At 63.9% G+C, this 24,507-nt stretch carries 20 protein-coding genes and 3 tRNA genes; 15 read left to right on the forward strand and 8 right to left on the reverse strand.

Translation table 11 applies throughout. From position 1 onward, the window contains the following. Positions 1–97: 97 nt before the first annotated feature. Positions 98–769 (forward strand): DNA-3-methyladenine glycosylase I, encoded by a 672-nt coding sequence (locus tag J7655_RS07755; protein WP_230927273.1) that lies wholly within the window; start codon positions 98–100, stop codon positions 767–769. Here J7655_RS07755 and J7655_RS07760 read toward each other — a convergent pair. The 5 genes from J7655_RS07760 to J7655_RS07780 all read right to left on the reverse strand — a co-directional run bounded on the left by J7655_RS07760 (position 759) and on the right by J7655_RS07780 (position 8,840). Then, the gene (locus tag J7655_RS07760) at positions 759–1,010 is read right to left on the reverse strand and encodes a YheU family protein (RefSeq protein ID WP_125875084.1); all 252 of its coding nucleotides are present in this window, start codon (positions 1,008–1,010) and stop codon (positions 759–761) included. The two genes, J7655_RS07755 and J7655_RS07760, sit on opposite strands and share 11 nt — an antisense overlap. 61 nt (positions 1,011–1,071) lie before the next feature. Then, positions 1,072–3,816, reverse strand: coding sequence for a hybrid sensor histidine kinase/response regulator (locus tag J7655_RS07765; RefSeq protein ID WP_230927274.1), 2,745 nt, complete (start codon positions 3,814–3,816; stop codon positions 1,072–1,074). Positions 3,817–3,956: 140 nt separating this feature from the next. Next, on the reverse strand, positions 3,957–5,156 hold the full coding sequence (locus J7655_RS07770; protein WP_230927275.1) for an osmoprotectant NAGGN system M42 family peptidase: 1,200 nt from the start codon (positions 5,154–5,156) through the stop codon (positions 3,957–3,959). Between the two features lie 39 nt (positions 5,157–5,195). Continuing rightward, complete coding sequence (gene ngg / locus J7655_RS07775; protein ID WP_230927276.1) at positions 5,196–6,935, reverse strand: N-acetylglutaminylglutamine synthetase; 1,740 nt, start codon at positions 6,933–6,935, stop codon at positions 5,196–5,198. Between the two features lie 135 nt (positions 6,936–7,070). Continuing rightward, positions 7,071–8,840 (reverse strand): N-acetylglutaminylglutamine amidotransferase, encoded by a 1,770-nt coding sequence (locus tag J7655_RS07780; RefSeq protein ID WP_230927277.1) that lies wholly within the window; start codon positions 8,838–8,840, stop codon positions 7,071–7,073. Positions 8,841–8,948: 108 nt separating this feature from the next. Here J7655_RS07780 and J7655_RS07785 point away from each other — a divergent pair, with 108 nt between their 5' ends. From J7655_RS07785 to J7655_RS07800, 4 genes are all read left to right on the forward strand, one after another. Next, positions 8,949–9,422 carry a MarR family winged helix-turn-helix transcriptional regulator gene (locus J7655_RS07785; protein ID WP_075748626.1) on the forward strand — a complete coding sequence of 158 codons (474 nt, stop codon included), beginning with the start codon at positions 8,949–8,951 and terminating at the stop codon, positions 9,420–9,422. Between the two features lie 237 nt (positions 9,423–9,659). Further along, positions 9,660–9,735, forward strand: a tRNA-Val gene (locus J7655_RS07790). Between the two features lie 35 nt (positions 9,736–9,770). Beyond that, positions 9,771–9,847 (forward strand) — tRNA-Asp (locus J7655_RS07795). Between the two features lie 108 nt (positions 9,848–9,955). After that, positions 9,956–10,032, forward strand: a tRNA-Asp gene (locus tag J7655_RS07800). A gap of 850 nt (positions 10,033–10,882) precedes the next feature. Here the strand turns inward: J7655_RS07800 and J7655_RS07805 are convergent. Next, complete coding sequence (locus tag J7655_RS07805) at positions 10,883–11,965, reverse strand: AraC family transcriptional regulator (protein ID WP_230927278.1); 1,083 nt, start codon at positions 11,963–11,965, stop codon at positions 10,883–10,885. After that, positions 11,962–12,987: a carbon-nitrogen hydrolase family protein gene (locus J7655_RS07810; RefSeq protein ID WP_230927279.1), complete on the reverse strand. Its 1,026-nt coding sequence runs from the start codon at positions 12,985–12,987 to the stop codon at positions 11,962–11,964. The genes J7655_RS07805 and J7655_RS07810 overlap by 4 nt, the downstream gene beginning before the upstream one ends. A 201-nt stretch (positions 12,988–13,188) precedes the next feature. Between J7655_RS07810 and J7655_RS07815 the strand changes: the two genes are divergently transcribed. The 5 genes from J7655_RS07815 (at position 13,189) to J7655_RS07835 (ending at position 19,478) form a co-directional block, all read left to right on the forward strand. Beyond that, on the forward strand, positions 13,189–15,222 hold the full coding sequence (locus J7655_RS07815; RefSeq protein ID WP_230927280.1) for an NADPH-dependent 2,4-dienoyl-CoA reductase: 2,034 nt from the start codon (positions 13,189–13,191) through the stop codon (positions 15,220–15,222). A 61-nt stretch (positions 15,223–15,283) separates the two neighbouring features. Next, complete coding sequence (locus tag J7655_RS07820; protein ID WP_230927281.1) at positions 15,284–15,715, forward strand: nuclear transport factor 2 family protein; 432 nt, start codon at positions 15,284–15,286, stop codon at positions 15,713–15,715. Positions 15,716–16,035: 320 nt separating this feature from the next. Beyond that, positions 16,036–17,403 carry a coiled-coil domain-containing protein gene (locus J7655_RS07825; protein ID WP_230927282.1) on the forward strand — a complete coding sequence of 456 codons (1,368 nt, stop codon included), beginning with the start codon at positions 16,036–16,038 and terminating at the stop codon, positions 17,401–17,403. Positions 17,404–17,405: 2 nt separating this feature from the next. After that, the gene (locus J7655_RS07830) at positions 17,406–18,347 is read left to right on the forward strand and encodes a 1-aminocyclopropane-1-carboxylate deaminase/D-cysteine desulfhydrase (RefSeq protein ID WP_230927283.1); all 942 of its coding nucleotides are present in this window, start codon (positions 17,406–17,408) and stop codon (positions 18,345–18,347) included. Between the two features lie 21 nt (positions 18,348–18,368). Continuing rightward, positions 18,369–19,478, forward strand: a complete 1,110-nt coding sequence (locus J7655_RS07835; protein WP_230927284.1) for a cyclic nucleotide-binding domain-containing protein — start codon at positions 18,369–18,371, stop codon at positions 19,476–19,478. A 90-nt stretch (positions 19,479–19,568) separates the two neighbouring features. On the opposite strand, the gene J7655_RS07840 is transcribed toward J7655_RS07835, so the two are convergent. Further along, positions 19,569–20,501: a DUF1853 family protein gene (locus J7655_RS07840; RefSeq protein WP_230927285.1), complete on the reverse strand. Its 933-nt coding sequence runs from the start codon at positions 20,499–20,501 to the stop codon at positions 19,569–19,571. 97 nt (positions 20,502–20,598) lie between these two features. Between J7655_RS07840 and J7655_RS07845 the strand changes: the two genes are divergently transcribed. The 5 genes from J7655_RS07845 to J7655_RS07865 all read left to right on the forward strand — a co-directional run bounded on the left by J7655_RS07845 (position 20,599) and on the right by J7655_RS07865 (position 24,475). Beyond that, complete coding sequence (locus J7655_RS07845) at positions 20,599–21,486, forward strand: NAD(+) kinase (RefSeq protein ID WP_074860116.1); 888 nt, start codon at positions 20,599–20,601, stop codon at positions 21,484–21,486. Beyond that, positions 21,487–22,461, forward strand: coding sequence for a metallophosphoesterase (locus tag J7655_RS07850; protein ID WP_230927286.1), 975 nt, complete (start codon positions 21,487–21,489; stop codon positions 22,459–22,461). Next, the gene (locus J7655_RS07855) at positions 22,458–23,312 is read left to right on the forward strand and encodes a rhomboid family intramembrane serine protease (RefSeq protein WP_230927287.1); all 855 of its coding nucleotides are present in this window, start codon (positions 22,458–22,460) and stop codon (positions 23,310–23,312) included. The genes J7655_RS07850 and J7655_RS07855 overlap by 4 nt, the downstream gene beginning before the upstream one ends. A 63-nt stretch (positions 23,313–23,375) precedes the next feature. Beyond that, a complete protein-coding gene (locus J7655_RS07860) occupies positions 23,376–23,639 on the forward strand; it encodes a YeaC family protein (RefSeq protein ID WP_116619235.1) in 264 nt (87 codons plus the stop codon). Beyond that, entirely contained in the window at positions 23,639–24,475 is an 837-nt protein-coding gene (locus J7655_RS07865) for a DUF2797 domain-containing protein (RefSeq protein ID WP_230927288.1), read from the forward strand. Before J7655_RS07860 ends, J7655_RS07865 begins: the two co-directional genes overlap by 1 nt. Positions 24,476–24,507: the final 32 nt, after the last annotated feature.

A 24,507-nucleotide genomic window follows, 5' to 3' on the forward strand; every position in this document is an offset into this window, starting at 1 on the left:
CAAAACGCTTCGCCCCGGGGCGGGGCTCCCACAGGACTTGAACTGTGACGCTCACTCCGTGCAGGCTTCGTCGTCCGTTTCATGAAGGATTCGATTCATGCGTGATTACAAGTGGCTGCACGCGTTCTGCCTCAACCGTTTCGGCTCGGCCAGGGCGCTGGAGGCCAGGCTGCCGCAACCGCGCAGCGATGCCGAACTGCGCGCGCTGAGCGATGACCGCTACCTGTCGTTGATCAGCCTGCGCATCTTCCGCGCCGGGCTCAAGCACAGCCTGGTGGATGCCAAGTGGCCGGCATTCGAGCAGGCCTTCTTCGGCTTCGACCCGGAGAAAGTAGTGCTGATGGGCGCCGAGCGCCTGGAAAACCTGATGCAGGACACGCGGCTGATCCGCCACCTGGGCAAGCTCAAGAGCGTGCCGCGTAACGCTCAGTTCATACTCGATGTGCGCCATGAGAAGGGCAGTTTTGGCACCCTGATCGCCGACTGGCCGGTGACCGACATCGTCGGTCTATGGAAATACCTGGCCAAGCACGGCAACCAGCTTGGCGGTCTGTCGGCGCCACGTTTTCTGCGCATGGTGGGCAAGGACACCTTCGTCCCCACCGATGACGTGGTGGCTGCGCTCAAGGCGCAGGGCGTGATCGACAAGGCGCCGACCAGCCTGAAAGACCTGGCTGCCGTGCAGGCTGTGTTCAACCAATGGCAGGCCGAAAGTGGCCGGCCGCTGTGTCAGCTATCGGTGATGCTGGCCCATACGGTCAATCACTGAGGCTGTCGTTCAGGGCATCCAGCCACTCCCTGGGCACATCGCGCTTCATCGCCAGTTGGCACTGCTGGCTGTCCGGGTCGAACACGATCACCGCCTCGCCCTTGTCCAGGGCGCGGCGTACGCGTTGCACGCGGGTCTCCAGCGGGGTTTCGTCACCGTTATCGGTGCCGTCGCGGGTGACGAAGTCTTCGATCAGGGCGGTCAGGGTGTCGGCTTGCAGCAGGTGAGCAGGGATCAGCACGGCTAAGACTCCGGTAACAGGCGCTCATGATAGAGCCGGAGCCGTCGCACGGCGAGCTTGCTCAGGGTTCGGCAGGCTTCAGGTAGCGTTCCAGGGTCCGATACAGCAGCCCGCTGTCGAGCGGCTTGCCAAGGAAATCGTCCATGCCAGCGTCCAGGCCATGCTGGCGGTGCTCTTCGAGGATATGCGCGGTCAATGCGATCACCGGTACGGCGGCCAGTTGCCGGTTACGCTCCAGGCGCCGGATCTGTCGTGTGGCTTCGAAACCGTCCATCACCGGCATTTCACAATCCATCAGGATCAGGTGCACGGCTGTCGGGTCGCGCTCGTATTCAGCCACAGCGGCCTGGCCATCGGTGACCAGGCGCACGCGATAGCCGCGTTTTTTCAGAAAGCCCTGCACCACCAACTGGTTCACCGGGTTGTCTTCTGCCACCAGAATGCAGGGCGCCTCGAGGGTGTCGCCGGGTCGTTCTCGGATCAACGGATGTACCTGTGCCTGAGGGTCCTCGTAGAGCCCGGTGAGCGCCTGGCGCAGCGCGTTGATCGCCACCGGCTGTGACAGGTGTTGCAGACGCAGGCCATGGCTGATGGGCAGTTGCTGGCACGCTTCGGGCGGGCAGATCAGCAGTATGCGTTGTTGCGGTTGCAGCTTGGGGCTGAGCGAGTCGAGCCAGTGCCTGACACTTCCTGGCCAGGGCGCCATCAACAGCAGCAACGGCGGCGTGGTGAAGTCTTCCAGATAATCCTGCAGGCGCTCTGGTGTCTGGCAGCGTTCGGTGCGCATGCCCCAGCGGCCAAGCAGGCGACTCATGGCATCCAGGCCAAGCCCGTCGAGCGAGGCGAGCAGGGCGGTGCGGCCGGCCAGCAGGCGGCTGAGGTCGTCGGGGATATCCGTTTCATCCTGCAGCGGTATGTCGAAGGCGAAGCGCGTGCCCTGGCCCGGCGTGCTCTGCACCTCGATACGCCCGCCCATCATCTCAACCAGTTCCTTGCTGATGGCCAGCCCCAGGCCGCTGCCGCCATAACGGCGGGTGGTGCTGGAGTCGCCCTGGGCGAAGGATTCGAACAATTGCGCCAGCGCCTGCTCGGTGATGCCGATACCGCTGTCGCTGACGGCAAATATCAGGTGCGCGCGGCCCTGGCTGTCACTGCGACGGCTGATGCTGAGGGCCACATGGCCCTCGGCGGTGAACTTCAGGGCGTTGCTGAGCAGGTTCATCAGTACCTGCTTGAGGCGTGTCGGATCACCCTGAACGCGCCGGGGCACGCCATTTTCCAGGCTGACATAGAGGCGCAGGCGTTTTTCCAGGGCCTGGCCGGTGAACAGACTGAGGGTGTCGGAAAGCATATCTTCGAGATCGAACTCGATCTGCTCCAGGCTGAGCTTGCCCGATTCGATGCGGGCGTAATCGAGGATGTCGTTGATCACCGCCATCAGCGAGCTGCCGGAACTGGAAATGGTGTCGACATAGAAGCGCTGGCTGCGGTCCAGTGGCGTCTCGCGCAGCAGTTGCAGCATACCCAGTACGCCATTGAGGGGCGTGCGGATCTCGTGGCTCATCTTGGCCAGGAAGCGGCTCTTGGCCTGATTCTCGAACTCCGCCTGCTCGGCGGCACGGCGCGACTGGAAGCCTTCTTCCTTGAGCAGGTTGATGCGGTCGGCCAGGCCGATGGACAGGGTGATCAGCTCGATGGTCACGCCGATCTTCACGGCCGTGCCGCCGAATACGCCGAACAGCTCCAGCCCCAGCGAACCGGTCGTGGCCTGGATGAAGGCGAACAGCAGCACGGCCCAGGCCAGGGTGTAGTAGGAGCCATAACGTACGCCTTGGCGCCAGACGTAAAGACCGGTCAGCAGGAGGATCAGCGACACCAGCGAAACGGTCAGGCTGGCGAGGATGTTCCAGGCGGCGAAGCCGATCAGTGGCATCGACAACAGACAGCCGGCACAGGCCAGCATGAGCAGGCGCAGGGCAGTGTCCAGGCCCGGGAAATACTGCGGTGCATGCAGGAAATGGCGGCTGAACTGGATGGCCGTGAGGCAGTGCAGGTACATCAGCACGTAGATCGCCACCGACTGCAGGGCTACGTGTTCGGGCAGCAGCTTGAACAGCATGCCATCGAAGCAGGCGGCCAGCAGGCCGACGTTGAGGTTGTAGGCCAGGTACCAGAGATAAGCTGATTCACGCAGCGACAGGTAGAGGAACAGGTTGTAGCAGAACATGGCGAACAGCACGCCGTAGAACGCGCCGTTGAAGCCCATGAGGTTTTCCTGCGCCGCCGCACTGGCGCCGTAGGTGGCGAAGAACATCGGCACGAATACCGTGCTGGTGGTTTCCACCCTGACCAGCAACGTGCTGTTGCCGGGTTCCAGCTGCAGCGGAAACCAGAAATTGCGCACCTGCAACGGGCGTTGGGCGAAGGCGAAGCGGTCGCCGCTTTCCTGTTGCAGGTGCTGGCCTTGCGGGTCGAACAGATGCACCTGCACATGGTCGAGTAGCGGGTAGTTGACTTCCAGATAACCGCCCTGTGGCTGCTCGAGAAGATTGTCCAGGTCGATTCTGAACCACCAGACCGAGGCATTCTTGCCCAGGTTGGGGTGTGCGGCCTGGATCGGCCGGAAGGCCGCAGCATCCAGCGCGCGCACCTGGTCAGGGTTCATCTGCCCGCTCTGGTCTTCGTAGTAGCCCAGGTAGGGTGTCAGCGACAGGCGCCGCTCCTGACTGTCCAGCGCCACGGGCTGTAACGCCCAGCTTGGGCCGATCAGGCAGAAAAGCAGAAAAGCCAGACAGAAACGAGGCATCCGTGAACCTCTGGTGACCCTGCGCGTGGGCGGGTGCTTTTAGCGTGCCGGGTGGCTGCCGCAAGGGGCAGAACACGTCAGGGGGGAACCTGTGTTCCCCCCTGTCCTGTGTGTCACTTTGCCTTTATGGCCGATGGCCTTCAAGCGTCCTGTTCGCGTTGCCCGAGCAGGCTATCCACTGGTGGTACACGGGTGTCGCTTTCCATTTGCGCATCGTGCTCCAGTTGATGGCTGAAGCGCTCCAGAGAACCCTGCGCCGGTTGTGCATCGCTGGCGAATACCGGCGGGCTCATCATGTAGGCGGTGAGCAGGCGGCTTAAGGCCTTGAGGCTGTCGATATGGGTACGCTCGTAGCCATGGGTGGCGTCGCAGCCGAAGGCCAGCAGCGCGGTGCGGATGTCATGGCCGGCGGTGACCGCCGATTGCGCATCGCTGTGGTAGTAACGGAACAGGTCGCGGCGAACCGGTACCTCATGTTCGGCTGCCAGGCGCAGCAACTGGCGCGACAGGTGATAGTCGTAGGGACCGCCGGAATCCTGCATGGCCACGCTGACCGCATGCTCGCTGGACTGTTGGCCCGGCGCGACTGGGGCGATGTCGATACCGACAAACTCGCTGACGTCCCAGGGCAGGGCGGCGGCGGCGCCGGAACCCACCTCCTCGGTGATGGTGAACAGCGGATGGCAGTCGATCATCGGTTGCAGACCTTGATCGCGAATGGCCTTGAGCGAGGCCAGCAGCGCCGCTGCGCCGGCCTTGTCATCGAGGTGACGGGCGCTGATATGGCCGCTTTCGGAGAACTCCGGCAACGGGTCGAAGGCGACGAAGTCACCCACCGCAATGCCCAGCATGTCGCAGTCGGCGCGCGTGGCGCAGTAGGCGTCCAGGCGCAGTTCGACGTGATCCCAGCTCACCGGCATGCTGTCGACGGCGGTGTTGAAGGCGTGCCCCGATGCCAGCAGTGGCAGCACGCTGCCGCGAATCACGCCGTTGTCGGTGAACAGGCTGACGCGGCTGCCCTCGGCGAAGCGGCTCGACCAGCAACCCACCGGCGCCAGGCCCAGGCGGCCGTTGTCCTTGATTTCGCGGACGATGGCGCCAATGGTGTCCAGATGCACGGATACGGCGCGATCGAAACGTTCGTACTCGCTCTGACGCCCGCGTAGGGTGGCGCGGATGGTGCCACGGCGGGTCAGCTCGAAGGGGATTTCCAGCTCTTCGAGACGCTCGGCGACGTAGCGCACGATGGTGTCGGTAAAACCGGTGGGGCTGGGGATGGCAAGCATCTCCAGCAGCACTTTCTGCATATAGTCGAGGTCGGGTTCGGGGAGTGTCTGCATGGAGTCTCCTGGGGCTGTCTGGTTCGTCGCCCGCAGCGATCAGATAGTCGCCTGGCTTAGCGGAAAGAGCAGGTCGACGAAGCGTTCGGCGGTTGGCTGCGGTTCGTGGTTGGCCAGGCCGGCGCGTTCGTTGGCTTCGATGAATACGTACTCGGCTTGATCGGCGGCAGGCACCAGCAGGTCGAGGCCGACCAACGGGATTTCCAACGCGCGTGCGGCCTTGATCGCGGCGTCGCGCAGGGTCGGGTGGAGGATCGCGGTGACGTCCTCCAGGGTGCCGCCGGTGTGCAGGTTGGCGGTCTTGCGCACGGCCAGACGCTGCCCGGCAGGCAGTACGCTGTCGTAGTCGAGGCCGGCGCCGTGCAGGGTGCGCAGGGTTTCGGCGTCCTTGGGGATGCGGCTTTCACCACCGGTGGCGGCCTGGCGACGGCGGCTCTGTGCGTCGATCAGCTCACCGATGCTGTGGCGGCCGTCGCCGATGATCTCGGCTGGGCGGCGGATGGCTGCAGCCACCACTTCATAGCCAATCACCAGCACGCGCAGGTCATGGCCGGCGTGATAGCTCTCCAGCAGCACGCGCTGGTCGAAAACACGGGCGCGTTCGATGGCCTCCTGCACCTCGCCCGGTGTGCGCAAATCCACCGCCACGCCCTGGCCCTGTTCGCCATCCACCGGTTTGACCACCACCGAACCGTGTTCGGCCAGGAAGGCGGCGTTGTCCTCGGCGCTGCCGGCCAGGCATTGTGCCGGCACGCCGAGACCGGCCCGCGACAGGGTGCGATGGGTCAGGCGCTTGTCCTGGCACAGGGTCATGCTCACCGCGCTGGTCAGGTCGCACAGCGACTCGCGACAGCGGATGCGCCGGCCGCCGTGGCTGAGGGTGAACAGCCCGGCTTCGGCATCGTCCACCGTCACTTCGATACCCCGGCGCAGCGCCTCGTCGACGATGATGCGGGCGTAGGGGTTGAGTTCGGCCTGTGGCCCGGGGCCGAGGAACAGCGGTTGGTTGATGCCGTTCTTGCGCTTGAGGCTGAAGGTCTGCAGCTCGCGAAAACCGAGCTTGGCGTAGAGCTTCTTGGCCTGCTGGTTGTCGTGCAGCACCGACAGGTCGAGGTAGCTCAACCCTCGGCTCATGCCGTGTTCGATCAGATGGCGCACCAGCACTTCGCCGACACCCGGGCGGCTGCACTGCGGGTCGACCGCCAGGCACCAGAGGCTGCTGCCGTTTTCCGGATCGCGGAAGGCGCGCTGGTGGTTGAGGCCCATGACGCTGCCGATCACCGCGCCGCTGTCTTCGTCCTCGGCCAGCCAGTAGGTCGGCCCACCGTCGTGGTAGGGCGTGAGCCTGGCCGGATCGATGGGCAGCATGTTGCGGGTCTGGTACAGGCAGTTGATGGCCTGCCAGTCCGCCTCGTTCTGCGCCCTGCGAATGCGAAAGCCGCGAAAGCTGCGGCGCGCCGGACGGTAGTCGGTGAACCACAGGCGCAGGGTGTCGGAGGGGTCGAGGAACAGTTGCTGCGGCGCATGCGCCAGCACCTGATGCGGCGCGGCGACATACAGGGCGATATCGCGCTCGCCGGGTTGTTCATCGAGCAGGGATTCGGCCAGCGTTGAGGCGTCCGGGTAGGTATGGCCGATCAGCAGGCGCCCCCAGCCGCAGTGGATGGCCTGCGGCTGGCTGGGTTGGCTGCTGTGATCTTCGGCCAGGCGCGCCTGCAGGCGTTCGTAGGAGGGCGTTTGGCCACGGATCAGGCGTTGTTTGAAGGCAGGGGAGCGCATGAGTTGTCCTTCGCCGGTCTGAGCCGGATCGAATGTTGAGTCGTGTCGATCCCGAATGGCATCCGGGCTACGACCGTTCCTTGGCAGCTCACAGGAGCGGCTGGGCGACATGGCGCTGCAGCCGCTCCTGCGTCGTTACAGACCCTGTTCGCTCAGCCACAGGTTGAGCGCTGCCAACTGCCACAGCTTGGAGCCGCGCAGCGGCGTGAGCTGGCCCTGCGGGTTAGTCAGCAACTGATCGAGCATGCTCGGGTTGAACAGGCCGCGATCCTGGCTGGGGTCGAGCAGCAGATCGCGCACCCAACCCAGGGTGGCGCCTTCCAGATGCTTGAGGCCTGGCACCGGGAAGTAGCCCTTGGGTCGGTCGATCACCTCGCTGGGGATGACCTTGCGCGCCGCTTCCTTGAGCACGTACTTGCCGCCCTCAGGCAGCTTGAACTGCGCCGGAATGCGCGCCGACAGTTCGGCCACGCGGTAGTCGAGGAACGGCGTGCGCGCCTCCAGGCCCCAGGCCATGGTCATGTTGTCCACGCGCTTGACCGGGTCGTCGACCAGCATCACCGTGCTGTCCAGGCGCAGCGCCTTGTCCACGGCGGCGTCTGCGCCAGGCATGGCGAAATGCTCGCGAACGAACTCGCCGGCCATGTCGCCGGTCAGCCAGGCGGGCTGCACGCAGGCCGCGTATTCGTCGTGCTCGCGGTCGAAGAAAGCCGCGCGGTAGGCGGCGAAAGCATCCTTGGCGCCATCGACCTGCGGGTACCAGTGGTAGCCGGCGAACAGTTCATCGGCGCCCTGGCCGCTCTGCACCACCTTGCAGTGCTTGGCCACTTCCCGCGAGAGCAGGTAGAAGGCGATGCAGTCGTGGCTGACCATCGGCTCGCTCATGGCGCGGAAGGCCTGCGGCAGTTGCTCTAGAATCTCGTGCTCGCCGATGCGCAACTGGTGGTGCTGGGTGGCAAAGCGCTGGGCGATCAGATCCGAATACTGGAATTCGTCACCGCGCTCGCCACCGGCGTCCTGAAAGCCGATGGAGAAGGTCAGCAGGTTGTCCACCCCGGCTTCGCGCAGCAGGCCGACCAGCATGCTCGAATCGACGCCACCGGAGAGCAGCACGCCAACATCCACGGCAGCGCGCTGACGAATCTCCACCGCCTCGCGCATGGCGTGCAGCGTGCGGTCGCGCCATTCTTCAAAGCCGTAATTCACTTCCTCGCCCTGCGGGCCGAACTGCAGCGTCCACCAGGTTTTCTGTTCGACCTTGCCGTCGGCGTCGACGCGCATCCAGGTGGCAGGCGGCAGCTTCTCCACGCCCGCCAGGAGGGTGCGCGGCGCCGGCACCACGGCATGGAAATTCAGATAGTGGTTGAGGGCGACGGCATCCAGCGTCTTGGCGATATCGCCGCCCTGCAGCAGGGCCGGCAGCGACGAGGCGAAGCGCAGGCGCTCGCCAGTGCGCGACAGGTAAAGGGGTTTGACGCCGAGACGGTCGCGGGCGATGAACAGGTTTTGCGTGTCACGCTCCCAGACGGCGAAGGCGAACATGCCGTTGAGCTTGGGCAGCAGCTTTTCGCCCCAGGCGTGGTAGCCCTTGAGCAGCACCTCGGTGTCGCCGCCGGAGAAGAAGCGATAACCCAGCGTTTCCAGCTCGGCGCGCAATTCGGGGTAGTTGTAGATGGCGCCGTTGAACACCATCGACAGGCCGAGATCACTGTCGATCATCGGCTGGCCCGAGGCTTCGGCCAGATCCATGATCTTCAGGCGGCGATGGCCGAGGGCGATGGGGCCCTGGCTGTGGAAGCCGTGGGCATCGGGGCCGCGAGGGGCGAGGTGGTGGGTGATGCGTTCGACTGCCGCCAGGTCCGCGGGGCGTCGATCAAAACGAAGTTCTCCAGCTATTCCGCACATAGTTCCTTACCGGTGTTGCCGTTGGGGAGTGGCTCGTGGTCGAGCCTTTTACACCAAAACAAAATAATGCTTTCATGTCAAAGTTTTGGTTGTCATTGATTGGTGCTTATGAGCGATAAAAAAGTTCCTGTTGAAATAGATTTGTCATCTGTCATGGCCTTCGAGATGCCCCTGTTTCAGGCGCTGCGGCGCTTGCAGCAGGCGGGGGAGGTGCACGCCAAGCGCCTGGCCCGCTTCGGTGGGCTGACCCCCATGCAGTTGATGATCCTGCAGGTGCTGGCCAGTGAAGCGCGCCTGACCGCCAGCGTGCTCAGCAGCCGCGTCAGCCTGACGGCGGCGACGCTGTCCGGCATGCTCGATCGCCTGGAAGAGCGTGGCCTGTTGCAGCGCCAGCGCGATGATCAGGATCGCCGGCGCCAGTGGCTGTTGATCAGCGCTGCCGGCCGTGAGCTGATCCAGCAGGCACCTTCGTTGATGCCTCCGGAATTCAACCAGCGTTTCGCTGCGCTGGCCGACTGGGAGCGCCACAGCCTGACGGCGGCGCTATTGAGAGCGGCCGAGCTGTGCGGCGAGATGGAATGAGCTGGGCGATGACCCTAGGTTGCCAAACCGGCCTTTCGTAGGACTCCCGCCCCGGGGCGAAGCTTGTCAATGGCGCAGCGCCCCGGTTCGCGGCGGGGCGCCGCTCCTACGCATTCGCAGCGGCGACGTGTAACTGCCAGGCATCAGGCGGTGACCCCGCCTTTTCAGAAAAAATTCAAGCAGGGTGTTGACTTAGCATCGCCACCTGCATAAAGTGCGCGCCTCGCTAAGGCACATGGGTGATTAGCTCAGCCGGGAGAGCATCTGCCTTACAAGCAGAGGGTCGGCGGTTCGATCCCGTCATCACCCACCATAGCCCTAGTGAGAAGGACGAAAGTCCACCGACGCGCAGCGGTAGTTCAGTCGGTTAGAATACCGGCCTGTCACGCCGGGGGTCGCGGGTTCGAGTCCCGTCCGCTGCGCCATTATTTCCCAGATCGACGATTAGTCGGTTTGAGATGGCAAAGCCCGCAAGGGCGCCATCCGATGCAAGACGTTTTAAAGAGTTCTCTGGACGAAAGTCCAACCGACACGCAGCGGTAGTTCAGTCGGTTAGAATACCGGCCTGTCACGCCGGGGGTCGCGGGTTCGAGTCCCGTCCGCTGCGCCATATAGGAAACCCGCTGATCGCAAGATCAGCGGGTTTTTTATTGGTGCGCCAGGCATGGCGCGTAGCGCCGTGACTGGCGCTGTTCGGTTCACTGTGGTGGTGAGCTGGACGACTAGGAGGTGAAAGTCCTCTACACACCCGGCAAGGGGAAGTGTTAGCCAGAGGCAAGGGTGTCGTGGGTGACTGCGAATCTGAAGGAAGCCCGAGGCAAAATGCTGGCCTGACGAACAGGAAGCGGATTAGGCGGTGCAGCGGGGTAAGGTAGCCAAAATTGCCAAAGCCCAATACTTGCACGGAACGCTGTGACGTAGATCCGACAGGCATAAGCAGGAAAGTCGCGCGAATTACCCTGGGAGATCTGTTTGACCTGCCATGTGCTACCGGAGCCGCGAGGTGACGGGATGGGCGAACAGAAGTCAGCAGAGGCCGTAGTAGTTGCTCGCAACCGGAGCAATGAAGGGCTGAACCTGTCATGAGTGGATAGTCAGGTGTGCTCTCTGTTGGAGCGTAAAGCAGAAGCGTCGTGAACAGCGGCGGTCGAGACCATCAGGAGGTAGGAGTCGGAAACTCCGAGGGCCGGTCTGGGCGCTTAGTTACCACGGGCGACACATCAACGGAACCAAGCTCGCTGACGCTGTTGGTCAGTAGGCAGGAACCGCCGTATACGGAACCGTACGTACGGTGGTGTGGGAGGACGGCGGGGGTGACCCCGCCTCCTACCCGATTCCTGCGACTTTCAGTCATCTTGTCTTCATGTTGCCAGCGTAGCTTGCTATCGATCAGTTGAAATGACGGGAGAGCAGCAGATGGACGATTACCAGGAAGAATTGCTCGAGCGCGATGCCTTCGATCAGGACGTAACCGAGGCCGACGACGCCACCGAGCTCTGAGATGCGCTGTCGGCCCGGCGTTGTGCGCGTCGATAGTCGCCGGGCGTCTGTCCGAGCCAGCGCTTGAAAGCGCGCTGAAAAGCCTCGGCCGAGGCGAAGCCGAGCAGGTAGGCGATCTCACCGAAGGCCAGCTCGGTATCGCGGATATAGGCCGTGGCCAGGTCACGGCGGGTATCGTTGAGAATGGCGCGGAACTGCGTGCCTTCTTCGGCCAGTTTGCGCCGCAGTGTCCAGCTCGGCAGGTGCAGGCGCCTGGCTACTTCCTCCAGATCCGGTTCGTGGCCGTGCAGCAGCGGCCCGAGTAGCTGGATCACCCGTTCACGCAGGCTGCGCGTGCGGGTCAGCTGCTCCAGCTCGCGCTCGCACAACTCCACGAGATGGCGCCAGGTGCCGGGGCAGTGCTGCGGGTTGCGCAGGGCCAGGCTGTCGTTGCTCAGGCGCAAGCGGTTGGCGTTGGCGGAAAACTCCAGCGGGCAGCCGAACAGCGCTGCATAGCGCTCGGCGTACTCCGGTTCGGGAAATTCGATCTCGACTCTTTCCGGGCTGATGTCATGGCCGACCACCTGGGCCAGGTTGGCCTGCCAGCCGGCCAGCACCGAATCCACCACGAAGCGGTTGTAGGCGTTGTAGGGGCTGATGGAATAGAACTGCAGCCAGGCGCCGCGCGGGTCTTCATCGAAGCTCGAGCGGCCGCGATAGTTGGCGGCATACAGTGGCTCGAAGCGCGTCAGGGTGCGCGCTGCCTCGCGCAGGTTCGGTGCCTGCGCGGCGCAGATGCCGGCCAGGCCAACCTGGCTTGGGTGGCTGTGCCTGCCCATCTCCAGCCCGAGTGCAGGATCAGCGCAGAGGGCGATGGCGCTGTGGCCCAGGCGCATGAAACGAGGGATCGACAGGCGCGCGCGTGGCTCGCTCAGGCGGGCGGTGTCGAGGCCGAATTGTTGCAGCAGGGGCTGTGGATCGTGCCCCTTGGCGCGCAGTGCGGCGGCCAGTGGTTGGGTGAAACCGACGGAGAGGTCGCCAAGGCGAACGCGAGAGCTCTTCATAGCCAGATATTGACCAGTTGTGCGCCCCGGTCGCTGGCGCTGTGAGTGCTGCGGCCAGCGTCGAAGGCGAGCGCGGTGGGCTGGCCGCTGCGCTCCCACAATCTGCCGCGCAGATGGACTTTCAGCCCGGCGCGAATGCCGTGGGCCTGCAGGTGTGCGATGAGCGGCGTGTCGTCCGTATGGCCGTCGAGGTCGCTGGGTATGGCCAGCAGCTCGATGGCTTCATCGTGCGGCGTCTGAGCCCGGGCAAGGTGGCGGGTGTCGCTGCCGAGGAGCACGCCAAGTCGACCGGCCGGAGTCTCCAGCACCTGCAGGGTGTCGGCTGCTGCGGTGGTCAGTGTGCCGGCCTCGAAGGCATGGCGCTGCGGTTGTCCCAGTGGTTGGCCGGTGCGGTCGAATACCAGGCTGACGTTGTACAGCGGCCCACGGCCGACATCGAGGCGACCCTGATGCAGGCGAGGCTCGGGCAGGACGATGGAGCCGGCCACCAGGGTGATCCGGTAATCGCGGGCCAGGTCGCCGAACAGTGGCTGATAGTCATGCGCCATGCGCTTGGCCTTGGTGCGCAGCAGAGCATCGTCCAGGCGTGCGTCGCCGTCAGCGTTGAGCCAGGCGCCGAGAAAATCCACCGGGTTGCGCGCCGCCAGCCAACGCAGCGCCTGGTGGCGCTCGTCGGCGCGGTACAGCGCATCCTTCTCATCAACAGCCAGCAGCCAGGTGCCGATATGTTCGGGCAGCACGACGACGGTGCGTTCGCTGAGCAGGCCTTGTTCGCGGGCGTGATCCAGATAGGCCGCCAGTTTCAGGCGCAGGCGCGCCAGGCTCTGGTAGTCGGCGGCGAACAGCTCCGGCTGGATGCCCAGCAGGTTGCCGCGCGTGCCGGGCTGACCAATATTCAGCGCCACCTGGCTACGCAGGTCGGACAGGTAATGGCTGCCGGGGCGTTGCTCGATCCAGTGGGCGTAGCTGCCGAGGGCGGTCAGCAGGACGAGCGATAGCACGAGGGTGATCAGTAGGCGCATGTCAGATTTTCGGCTTGATTGCGTTGCAGGGTAGGACGATGGAGTCGTGCTGCCAAGCGAGGTTGCAATTTTTGATCATTATCTTGTCAGTTTTGATCATTGAGCCTGGCTGGCAGGCTCTTTATCGTCTGGCTCCATAACCGACCGCGTGCCCATGAGAGCGCGGCAATCCGTGAACTGCACCGTGATGTGGAGATTTTCATGACTGCTCGTTACCCACACCTGCTGGCCCCGCTCGATCTGGGCTTCACCACGCTGAAGAACCGTACCCTGATGGGCTCCATGCACACTGGCCTGGAAGAGAGGTCGGGCGGCTTCGAGCGCATGGCCGCCTATTTTGCCGAGCGCGCCCGAGGCGGTGTTGGCCTGATGGTGACTGGCGGTATTGGCCCGAACGAAGAGGGTGGCGTCTATTCCGGTGCGGCCAAGCTGAGTACGGTGGAAGAGGCCGAGAAGCACAAGATCGTCACCCGTGCCGTACATGAGGCCGGCGGCAAGATCTGCATGCAGATCCTGCATGCTGGCCGCTATGCCTATAGCCCGAAGTCCGTGGCGCCGAGCGCCATCCAGGCGCCGATCAACCCGTTCAAGCCGCGTGAGCTGGACGAGGAGGGCATCGAGAAGCAGATCGCCGATTTCGTCAATTGCGCCGCGCTGGCGCAGCAGGCCGGCTACGACGGCGTCGAGGTGATGGGTTCGGAAGGTTACTTCATCAACCAGTTCCTGGTGACCCACACCAACCATCGTACCGACCGCTGGGGCGGCAGCTTTGAGAACCGCATGCGCCTGCCGGTGGAGATCGTCCGTCGCGTGCGTGAGGCAGTGGGGCCGAACTTCATCATCATCTATCGCCTGTCGATGCTCGATCTGGTCGAAGGCGGCAGCAGCTGGGACGAGATCGTGCTGCTGGCCAAGGCCATCGAAAAGGCTGGTGCGACGATCATCAACACCGGCATCGGCTGGCATGAGGCGCGCATCCCCACCATCGCCACCAAGGTGCCGCGCGCGGCCTTCACCAAGGTCACCGCCAAGCTCAAGGGCGAGGTGTCGATTCCGCTGATCACCACCAACCGCATCAACACCCCGGAAGTGGCCGAGCAGGTGCTGGCCGAGGGCGATGCCGACATGGTGTCGATGGCGCGCCCGTTCCTCGCCGACCCGGAGTTCGTCAACAAGGCGGCCCAGGGCCGTGCGGACGAGATCAACACCTGCATCGGCTGCAACCAGGCCTGCCTGGATCACACCTTTGGCGGCAAGCTGACCAGTTGCCTGGTCAACCCGCGTGCCTGCCATGAAACCGAGCTGAACTACATCCCTACTACTCAGGTGAAGAAGATCGCCGTGGTCGGTGCCGGCCCTGCCGGGTTGGCCGCTTCCACCGTCTCCGCCGAGCGTGGCCACAGCGTGACCCTGTTCGATGCAGCCAGCGAGATCGGCGGCCAGTTCAACGTGGCCAAGCGGGTGCCGGGCAAGGAAGAGTTCTACGAGACCCTGCGCTACTTCAAGCGCAAGCTGGAAACGACTGGCGTCGATGTGCGCCTCAATACCCGTGTATCGGTGGACGATCTGGTCAAGGGCGGTTTCGACGAGATCATCCTGGCCACCGGCATCGCTCCGCGTACGCCGGAGATTCCCGGTATCGAGCATGCCAAGGTGATCAGCTATCTGGATGCGATTCTCGAGCGCAAGCCGGTTGGGCAGAAAGTGGCGGTGATCGGCGCTGGCGGTATCGGCTTCGATGTATCGGAGTTCATCACGCACCAGGGCAAGGCCACCAGCCTCGACCGTGAGGCGTTCTGGCAGGAGTGGGGTATCGATACTGCGCTGGAGGCCCGTGGTGGTGTGGCCGGCGTGCAGGCGCAGCCACATCCGGCGGCGCGTCAGGTATTCCTGCTGCAGCGCAAGAAAACCAAGGTCGGCGACGGCCTGGGCAAGACCACCGGCTGGATTCACCGTACCGGGCTGAAGAACAAGAATGTGCAGATGCTCAACTCGGTCGAGTACGTGAAGGTCGACGATGCCGGCCTGCATATCCGCATCGCTGGCGGCGAGGAGCAGGTGTTGCCGGTCGATACGGTGATCGTCTGCGCCGGTCAGGATCCGCTGCGCGAGTTGCAGCAAGGCCTGGAGAGTGCCGGCCAGCGCGTACACCTGGTCGGTGGTGCGGATGTTGCTGCCGAACTCGACGCCAAGCGCGCAATCGATCAGGGTTCGCGCCTGGCCGCCGGGCTCTGATCGAACCGACGCCCCGCCTTGAGCGGGGCGTTTGCTTTCAGGCCTGAAAAAGGAGAAACCGATGTCGCTCGATGCCCAGTTGCATCCGCTCGTTGCAGCCAGCCTCGCGCGCTGGCACCAGTTCGTTGCCGCCAGGGATCTGAGCGCTCTGCCCGAGCTGCTGCACCCGCAGGCGGTGTTTCGCTCGCCCATGGCGCACAGCCCATATCCGGGGGCGCAGGCGGTCAATCTGATTCTCAATACCGTGATCAAGGTCTTCGAGGATTTCACCTATCACCGCGAGTTGGTCAGTGCCGACGGCCTCAGTGTGGTACTGGAGTTTTCCGCGAAGGTCGCTGGACGCGAGTTGAAGGGCATCGACCTGATTCGCTTTGACGAGTCGGGGCGCATCCTCGAGTTCGAGGTCATGGTGCGGCCAATGAGTGGCCTGCAGGCGCTGGGTGCCGAAATGGCGCAGCGCCTGGCCCCCTTGCTCGCCGCTGCCAGGGGCTGATTTGCCGGCTGCACAGGGTGTTTGACGGCCAGACCGCGCTGGCGAGGTGCGGCACCACTGTCCCGCCGGCAGACAAAACGTTTGCGGCGATTGTTGGCCGATCAACGCTTCGTTAGTTTCCGCTCTCGTCACATTTTCGCGCCAGCGCCTGTCTTTCCGCGTCGGTGCACAGGCCCAGTGCCAACCCAGTCACATTGCCGGGGGGCGGTTTTCCCCTAGACTTGGCTGACCTGTCAGGGAAGATTGTGTGCCGGAGCGGCCGCCGCTCTGGTTGCCGACGCCGTGCGCGTATATTCCCCGGTTGGTCCAGAGGGTCTTCAATGAGCATGCAGAACAAGCCGCAGATGGTGGAAGCCGTGCTGTTCTTCAGTGAACGCGGTATCTGCAAACAGATGATGTTCCCTGAGTTCGAAGCCTTGCTCGACGGTGTGGTGAACATGCCCGAATTCGCCGACGAGCAGATGCGCGCGGTGTTCGTGGTGATCAACCCGCGTCTGCTGGTCAGGGCGGCGGTGTTCTTCTTTCTGGATTTCGATGAGGATGGCCGCCCGGACAAGGGCTGGAACATCCCTCTGCAGCACCTGGCCGAGCGTGCCGGGCGTGGCCCGGATCTCGGCGCCGGGCCGATTCGTCTGGCCTGTCGCAGTCAGTGCCCGGTGTCATGGCACCAGATGCACCTGTGGGATCCCAGCTTGGCACCGGGACAAAACGATCTGGTCTTGCTGCGTGATGCGGTCAAGCGCAATCAGCTCGGCTTGCTGATCGAGGACGACAGCGCCCAGGTGGTGGTCGCCGAGCGCTTGCAGGTGGCCTCCGAAGACAAATGGTATGCACCGGATCCGGCCAAGGAAGTGGCCGATCAGTTGGCGCAGAAAATGGATCAGGAACACCGCGCCAAGACCGCGCAACTGATTCAGCAGCAGCGTCTGCGCATCACCAGCCTGACCCAGCAGCACGAAGAGGAACTGGCCAAGCTCAAGCTGGCCAGCGAAGAGCAGAACAAGCATCTGCAGGCGCAGATTCATGGGCTGCATCAGGCGCTGCGTCAACAGGAAGAACTCAACGCCAGCCTCAAGGCGCAACTGGCGGCGCAGGCGGAAAGCTTCCAGAGCAGCCGTGAGGAGATGACGCAGCAGTTGCGCGCCCTCGAGCGTCATGGCCGTACCGAGGGCGATATCCTGCGCGAGCAGTTCGATCACGAAATGCGGGCGAAAGTCGCGGCAGCCGTGGCGCAGTACAAGGAGCAGATCGCCGTGCGTGACGTCGAGCTGGCCTATCGCAATGAACTCGATGCCCAGTTGCAGGCCGACATTGAGCGCCTCAAGCGAGAGCGCGACGCCTTTGCCAGCCAGGGCAGCGAGCAGATACTCGAACGCCTGGCCAAGTTGGGCGTCGTATTCGTGGTGTACCATCCCGGTGCCGGGCACCTGACCATTGCCTTGCAGGATATCGCCCGTTATCAGGACAATCCCATGGCCTACGCCGCTAGCAAATGCTTCGTATCCGAAGAGCAGTACCGCCATTGGCTGGCGCACTATCAGCAGCCCAGCTGTGACGCGACCCTGCCCAGTGGCGAGCGCTGCGCCATTCCCATCGATCGCGTCGATACGCCCAGTCGCTTCAGTCTGGGTGAGTCCAACTGCTGCTCGCGGCACAAGGCCAGTAGCCGCCTGCGTACTGTCAGCTGACGTTGGCGTTACGTATTCCCCACTGGCGCCCGACGGCGCCGCTGCAGCGCGTGAGTCTGCCCTGGCTCGAGGCCGCGGGTGTCGAGCTCGCCTGCCTGCGGCTCGATCTTGTCGATCCGCTGCTGTCCGGCAACAAATGGTTCAAGCTCGAACCCCATCTTCAGCAGGCCATGGCTGCTGGCGCACCGGGCGTGATCAGTCTGGGTGGTGCGCATTCCAATCACCTTCATGCCCTGGCGGCGGCGGGGCAGCGTTTCGGCTTCGCCTGCGTTGGGCTGTTGCGCGGTGAGCCACAGCAGACTCCGACTATCGATGATCTGCAGCGCATGGGCATGCACCTGCACTGGTTGGGTTATGGCGGTTATCGTGCGCGTCATCAGGCGGATTTCTGGATGCCCTGGCTGGCGCGTTACCCGAATTTCCAGGTGGTCGGCGAGGGTGGTCTGGGGCTTATGGGCGCTCAGGGCTGCAGTGCTCTGGTGGCGATGGCTGAAGCGCAATTGGCCGATATCGGCTGGCCGGATTTCGATGCCTGGTGGCTGGCGGCCGGTACGGGCACGACGTTGGCCGGCGTGGCCCTGGCCGAGCAACGGCGCATGCTGTTTGGCGCCATGGCCGTGCCGGGCAGCCACGGTGTCGCTACTCAGGTCGCCGCGCTGCTCGATGAGGCCGGGGTGGCAGGGCGGCGTTACCAGTTGATCGAAGCGGCGCGTGGCGGTTTTGCGCGTCTCGACGCATCTCTACACCAGTTCATTCGCGACACCGAGCAGGCCTGCGCTGTACCACTGGAGCCTGTGTATACCGGCAAGGCACTGATGGCGCTGTGTGATTTCTGCGAAAGTGCGCAACTGGCACGCGGCAGCCGGCTGATCTTCATTCATACTGGCGGCTTGCAAGGGCGGCGGGCGCTGATGGGCGCAGATGCCGACTACACTCAGGTTTGACCAGCGGAGCCTGGAACCCTCATGAGCGAACCCCTAACCCCGGAACAACTGCGCAGCCTGACGCCGCTCAATGCGCTTTCCGCGCAGCAGTGGCGCGAGTTGCGCAGCCAGTTGGTGCCACAACCGCTGTTGGCCGGGCAGTTGCTGTTTCGCCAGGGCGACCAGGCGCGACTGACCTGCTACCTGCTGGCCGGCGAGCTGCAATTGCAGGATGCCAGCGGGCGTACGCAGAGGGTGCAGGCCGGCAGCGAGATCAGTTGTCACCCGTTGTCGCCGGGTTTGCCGCGTTTGCATGATGCCCGTGCCCTGAGTGATGTCAGCGTGCTGATGATCGACAGTGCCACGCTCGATCGCCTGCTGACCTGGCGCCTGGCGCATCAGGATCTGTTGCTGGCGCTGCAACAGGGCGGCGCCGATATCGAGTGGCTGGAGCGCCTGCTGGAGAATCCGCTGTTCGCCAAGGTGCCGCCGGCCAACGTGCAGAGCATGCTGGGCCGGCTGCACAAGGTCGAGCTGGCAGCCGGCAGCCAGATTATCGAAGAGGGTGCCACTGGCGATTGTTGTTATTTCCTGGAAAGTGGCCGCGCCGAGGTGATTCGCAGTGCCGGCAGCGACCGTCAGGTGCTGGCCGAGCTGGAAGTCGGCGCCTGCTTCGGTGAAGAAGCGCTGCTGGCCGACCGGCCGCGCAATGCCACGGTAACCATGGTCGAGGCTGGCAGCGTGCTGCGCCTGGATCGTCAGGATTTCTTCGCCCTGCTCAAGGCGCCGGTGGTGGCGGAAGTTTCCCTGGGTGAGGCGGCCAGACTGTTGACTCAGGGCGCGCAATGGCTGGATGTACGGCTGCAGGAAGAATACGAGCAGGCGCATGCGCTGCAGGCGCTGCATATGCCGTTGCAGCTATTACGCCTCAAGGCGCGCCTGCTGGATCGCTCGCGTACCTATCTGTGTTACTGCGACAGCGGCAAGCGCAGCAGCAGTGCGGTGTTTCTGCTCTCGCAACTGGGCTACAGCGTTTACGCCCTGCGTGGGGGGCTGGAGGCCTTGCCAGCGGTGCAGCGCGATGCGTTGCTGTGTGAAAACGGCGCCGGCTATCTGGCCCGTTCCGGTGGTCGTACCGAGCGCAGCCGCTGAGCGGCACCGACGCTGCCGCAGCTCATCGAAGGCCGTAGCCCGGATGAAATCCGGGGGTCGTTGACGCATGCGTCGCTGATTGCATCCGGGCTACGAGTGCACCGGCCATTGGTCGTTGACCAGAAAGATCCGTTCCACTTCCCGCCAGTCCCCGGTGTGATCGTCCTCCAGACGTACCAGTAGCTGCGCCTGGGCATCGGGGCGCAGGCTGTTCAGCCATTGCTGGAACATGTCGGCCGACCCGCATTCATCGGCACTTAGCCGCGCAGGCGCCAGCCAGGCCAGTCTCGGCAGTGGCTGCCAGTGCGCGCCAGGCGCCGTCGCGGCGAAGTCATGCCAGTGACGTCGATGCAGCCAGCGCCCCCGGCAGTGTTCGCGGTTGGCGCCTCGCGGCGGTGTGCAGTCGTCGGGCCAGGGATAGAACAGATAGCCGCCGAGCCAGAAGGCGGATCGGGGTTCGCCCAGTTGCAGGTCGTTCAGGGCTCCCCGTGCCTCGCGGCGCGCAGACAGGGGCAATTGGTGTTGCGTGAGGTGGCCCAGTTTCAGATCGAGCCGATCCTGGCTGCCCGGGCCCAGCCAGTCAGCGGCGTCGCCGCCACCCGTACCCAGATAGAATTTCACCGCCAGCTCCAGGTGGTGCTCGCCTTCGTCATCGCGCAGCAACAGATCCAGTTCGCCCAGGGTCTGACCGTTCTGGCGAATCGGCAGATTGGCCGCGACTACGTCTATGTCCGGTGCGGCGTGCAAAGCGTATTGCCACAGGCGCTCGTAATAGAGGCCGAGACGGCGCAGCGGTTTTGCCGTCAGCCAGGCGTGCAGGGGGCCGGCATCCTGGTCATGCTGCGCAAGCCAGTCGGCCAGTTGTGGTGGTTGCTGCATCCAGCAACTGGCCTGCAGCGGATGACGCTGGGCTGGTGTGGTGTTGGCCAGCAAGGCGGGCGAGAGCAGTGCCCAGGCCAGATCGCGCACCGCCGGGGTGCGCAGCTCGAGCAGCAGGTCATGCAGCAGTTCGGGATTGCTCATGGCCCCGAGCATAGCGCAGTAACAGAGGCGGTTTGCTGCCGGCCAGAGCTTTGGCCGATAATCCCTCATCGTTTCTTATCTGTCTGGCGGGAGTCCCATGGAGCAATTTCGCAATGTTGGCATCATCGGGCGCCTGGGCAGTACACGGGTGCTGGAGACCGTGCGTCGGCTCAAGCGCTTTCTGCTCGACCGCCACCTGCATGTGATTCTCGAAGACACCATCGCCGATGTGCTGCCTGGGCACGGTCTGCAGACCTCCTCGCGCAAGATGCTGGGTGAGGTCTGCGACCTGGTGATCGTGGTCGGCGGTGACGGCAGCATGCTCGGCGCGGCACGTGCCCTGGCGCGACACAAGGTTCCGGTGCTGGGGATCAACCGTGGCAGCCTGGGCTTTCTCACCGATATCCGCCCCGATGAGCTGGAGCTGAAAGTGGCGCAGGTGCTCGAAGGGCAGTACCTGACCGAGAACCGCTTTCTGCTCGAGGCCGAAGTGCGCCGCCAGGGCGAGGCCATCGGCCAGGGCGATGCGCTCAATGACGTGGTGCTGCACCCCGGCAAGTCGACGCGGATGATCGAGTTCGAGCTGTACATCGATGGCCAGTTCGTCTGCAGCCAGAAGGCCGACGGCCTGATCGTCGCCACGCCCACGGGGTCTACCGCTTACGCGCTGTCAGCTGGCGGGCCGATCATGCATCCCAAACTCGATGCCATCGTGGTCGTGCCGATGTACCCGCATACCCTGTCCAGCCGGCCCATCGTGGTTGACGGGCACAGTGAGCTGAAGGTGGTGGTGTCGCCGGATATGACCATTTATCCGCAGGTCTCCTGTGACGGCCAGAATCATTTCACCTGCGCGCCGGGCGATACCCTGCATGTGGCCAAGAAGGCGCAGAAGCTGCGCCTGATCCATCCGCTGGATCACAACTACTACGAGGTCTGCCGGACCAAACTGGGTTGGGGCAGCCGCCTGGGAGGGCAGGACTGAATGTCCCTCGACCCCCATCGTGGCTATGACCTGATCGGTGATATCCACGGTTGTGCGCGTACCCTCGAACGTCTGCTCGAACGCCTGGGTTACAGCCAGCAGAGCGGCGTGTGGCGCCATCCGACGCGCATGGCGATCTTCCTCGGTGATCTGGTCGACCGTGGCCCGGGTATTCGTGAAACCCTGCATCTGGTGCATGACATGGTGCGTGCCGGTCAGGCGCTGTGCATCATGGGCAATCACGAGTTCAACGCGCTGGGCTGGAGCACGCCGGCACCGCCAGGCAGTGGCCGACAGTACGTGCGTGATCACAGCCCACGGCATCAGCGCCTGATGCGCGAAACCCTGGCGCAGTTCGAGGATCATCCGCAGGAGTGGCGCGAATTTCTGCGCTGGTTCTACGAGATGCCACTGTTCATCGACGCCGGGCGCTTCCGCGTGGTGCATGCCTGCTGGGACGACGACCTGATCACTCCGCTCAAGGCACAGTTCCCCGATGGCTGCATCGACGAGCATTTCCTCCAGGCCGCAGCCGTACCGGGCAGTTTCGCCAACATGGCGCTCGACCGCCTGCTGCGTGGCACCGACATGCGCCTGCCGCATGGCCTGACCCTGACCGGTGGTGACGGTTTTACCCGTTCCTATTTCCGTACCAAGTTCTGGGAAGAAAATCCGCAGACCTATGGCGATATCGTCTTCCAGCCTGATGCTCTGCCGGAGCTGGCGGCGCAGACGCCACTGAGCGAGCTGCAGAAGGACGAACTGCTGCGCTATGGCGCGCACGAGCCGCTGCTGTTCGTTGGGCACTACTGGCGGCGTGGCAAGCCGGCGCCGATTCGGCCCAACCTGGCCTGCCTGGATTACAGCGCCGTGGTCGGTGGCCGCCTGGTGGCTTATCGTCTGGACCAGGAAATGCGCCTGGATGCCGATAAATTCGTCTGGGTCGATGTCGACCCGCAGGAGGCGCCGCGATGACGGCAGTAGAAGTGCTGCGCTTGCCACTGGATACCGACCTGAGCGGTTTTGTGGGGTTGCTGCAGCGTTTGAACGTGCCGCACCGGGTAGCCGAAGAGGGCGGTGAGCAGGTGCTCTGGGTGCCCGGTGAGGCGCTTGCCGAGCAGGTGCGCGAGCTTTACGTGCGCCATCCGCAGGGCGACGCGGGTGCCGAATTGCCCACCAGGCCGGCGCCGGTGCGCGAGGGTTTTGTTGCCCAGCTGCGGCGCAGCCCGGTGACGGCCCTGATGCTGCTGGCGACCTTTATCGTCTTCGCCGTGACCTGGGCGGGCGAGAATTTCTCGGCAATCCGCTGGCTGAGCTTCGTTGATTTTCGAATCGACGGCGAGCGCATCTATCTGACTTATCTTGAGGCCACGCTCGATAGCGGCCAGTGGTGGCGCCTGATCACGCCCATGCTGATCCACTTCGGCTGGCTGCACCTGGCGATGAACAGCCTGTGGTACTGGGAGCTGGGGCGGCGCATCGAATTTCGCCAAGGGGCCATCGGCCTCCTGGGGCTGACGCTGCTGTTCGGCTTCGCTTCCAATTTCGCTCAATACTGGTGGGCTGGGCCGTCACTGTTTGGCGGCTTGTCCGGTGTGCTCTACGGCCTGCTCGGGCATTGCTGGATTTACCAGCGTCTGGTGCCGAACCCGGTTTATCGCCTGCCACCTGGCGTGCTGGTGATGATGTTGATCTGGCTGGTGGTCTGCATGACCGGCATCTTCGAAACGCTGGGTATTGGCGCCATTGCCAATGCGGCACATGTGGGTGGCCTGCTCATCGGCTGCCTGACCGGGCTGCTTGGCGGTATGCTGGCAAGGCGCTGATGTATTTGCCGGGCTGAAGCGGAACGCCGCCCGGCCGGCCCTACGATTTATTTGGAGACCTGTATGTCGTCCTTTCTCGATGCGATTGAAAACATCACCCCGGAAATCTACGAGAGCCTCAAGCTGGCCGTGGAAATCGGCAAATGGCCGGACGGCCGCAAGCTGACTCAGGAGCAGAAAGAGCTGAGCCTGCAGGCAATGATCGCCTGGGAAATGCAGAACCTGCCGGAAGAGCAGCGCACCGGTTACATGGGCCCGCAGGAATGCAGCAGCAAATCCGAGCCGGTCCCCAATCTGTTGTTCAAGTCCTCGGATACCCTGCACTGATGAGCGAGTTGGGACGTGGCTCGCTGAGCAAGATGAAGGCGCATCTGGATGCGCCGGTGCAGTACGCCTTTCGCCTCGGTGACGAGGAGGTGCCGGTCAACCCGCTGGTGGGTAAGCACCTGCGCCTCGAATACCTCGGCGCCATCCATTGCAGCCACTGCGGGCGCAAGACCAAGACCAGCTTCAGCCAGGGTTATTGCTACCCCTGCATGCAGAAACTGGCGCAGTGCGACATCTGCATCATGAGCCCAGAGAAGTGTCACTACGACGCCGGCACCTGCCGCGAGCCGAGCTGGGGCGAGCAGTTCTGCATGACCGACCATATCGTCTACCTGGCCAACTCCAGCGGCGTGAAGGTCGGCATCACCCGCGCGACTCAGGTGCCGACGCGCTGGATCGACCAGGGCGCGACCCAGGCCTTGCCCATCCTGCGCGTGGCTACCCGGCAGCAGTCCGGCTTCGTCGAAGACTTGCTGCGTACCCAGGTGGCGGACAAGACCAACTGGCGCGCGCTGCTCAAGGGCGATGCGGCGCCGGTCGATCTGCTGGCTATTCGCGAGCAGTTGTTCGATAGCTGTGGCGCGGGCATCACCGAGCTGCAGCAGCGCTTCGGCCTGCAGGCCATTCAGCCGCTGTCCGCTGCCGAGGTGCTGGAAATTCGCTATCCCATCGAGGCTTATCCGGCCAAGATCACCAGCTTCAACCTGGACAAGCAGCCGCTGGCCGAAGGTACCCTGCTCGGTATCAAGGGCCAGTACCTGATGTTCGACACTGGCGTGATCAATATCCGCAAGTACACCGCCTATCAGCTGGCCATCCACGAGATCGCCGCCTGACACCCCATTGCCACCGGCGCCCGAGGCGCCGC

This window comes from Pseudomonas wenzhouensis (genome assembly GCF_021029445.1).
Lineage (GTDB): Bacteria > Pseudomonadota > Gammaproteobacteria > Pseudomonadales > Pseudomonadaceae > Aquipseudomonas > Aquipseudomonas wenzhouensis.

Bases quoted from the DNA above. Each gene is read 5' to 3' on its own strand.
- J7655_RS07835 (WP_230927284.1), top strand. From the start codon at position 18,369: ATGAGCGAACCCCTAACCCCGGAACAACTGCGCAGCCTGACGCCGCTC.
- J7655_RS07855 (WP_230927287.1), top strand. From the start codon at position 22,458: ATGACGGCAGTAGAAGTGCTGCGCTTGCCACTGGATACCGACCTGAGC.
- J7655_RS07810 (WP_230927279.1), bottom strand. From the start codon at position 12,987: ATGCGCCTACTGATCACCCTCGTGCTATCGCTCGTCCTGCTGACCGCC.
- J7655_RS07845 (WP_074860116.1), top strand. From the start codon at position 20,599: ATGGAGCAATTTCGCAATGTTGGCATCATCGGGCGCCTGGGCAGTACA.
- J7655_RS07865 (WP_230927288.1), top strand. From the start codon at position 23,639: ATGAGCGAGTTGGGACGTGGCTCGCTGAGCAAGATGAAGGCGCATCTG.
- J7655_RS07815 (WP_230927280.1), top strand. From the start codon at position 13,189: ATGACTGCTCGTTACCCACACCTGCTGGCCCCGCTCGATCTGGGCTTC.
- J7655_RS07770 (WP_230927275.1), bottom strand. From the start codon at position 5,156: ATGCAGACACTCCCCGAACCCGACCTCGACTATATGCAGAAAGTGCTG.
- ngg (WP_230927276.1), bottom strand. From the start codon at position 6,935: ATGCGCTCCCCTGCCTTCAAACAACGCCTGATCCGTGGCCAAACGCCC.
- J7655_RS07805 (WP_230927278.1), bottom strand. From the start codon at position 11,965: ATGAAGAGCTCTCGCGTTCGCCTTGGCGACCTCTCCGTCGGTTTCACC.
- J7655_RS07820 (WP_230927281.1), top strand. From the start codon at position 15,284: ATGTCGCTCGATGCCCAGTTGCATCCGCTCGTTGCAGCCAGCCTCGCG.
- J7655_RS07765 (WP_230927274.1), bottom strand. From the start codon at position 3,816: ATGCCTCGTTTCTGTCTGGCTTTTCTGCTTTTCTGCCTGATCGGCCCA.
- J7655_RS07785 (WP_075748626.1), top strand. From the start codon at position 8,949: ATGAGCGATAAAAAAGTTCCTGTTGAAATAGATTTGTCATCTGTCATG.
- J7655_RS07840 (WP_230927285.1), bottom strand. From the start codon at position 20,501: ATGAGCAATCCCGAACTGCTGCATGACCTGCTGCTCGAGCTGCGCACC.
- J7655_RS07850 (WP_230927286.1), top strand. From the start codon at position 21,487: ATGTCCCTCGACCCCCATCGTGGCTATGACCTGATCGGTGATATCCAC.
- J7655_RS07825 (WP_230927282.1), top strand. From the start codon at position 16,036: ATGAGCATGCAGAACAAGCCGCAGATGGTGGAAGCCGTGCTGTTCTTC.
- J7655_RS07755 (WP_230927273.1), top strand. From the start codon at position 98: ATGCGTGATTACAAGTGGCTGCACGCGTTCTGCCTCAACCGTTTCGGC.
- J7655_RS07860 (WP_116619235.1), top strand. From the start codon at position 23,376: ATGTCGTCCTTTCTCGATGCGATTGAAAACATCACCCCGGAAATCTAC.
- J7655_RS07780 (WP_230927277.1), bottom strand. From the start codon at position 8,840: ATGTGCGGAATAGCTGGAGAACTTCGTTTTGATCGACGCCCCGCGGAC.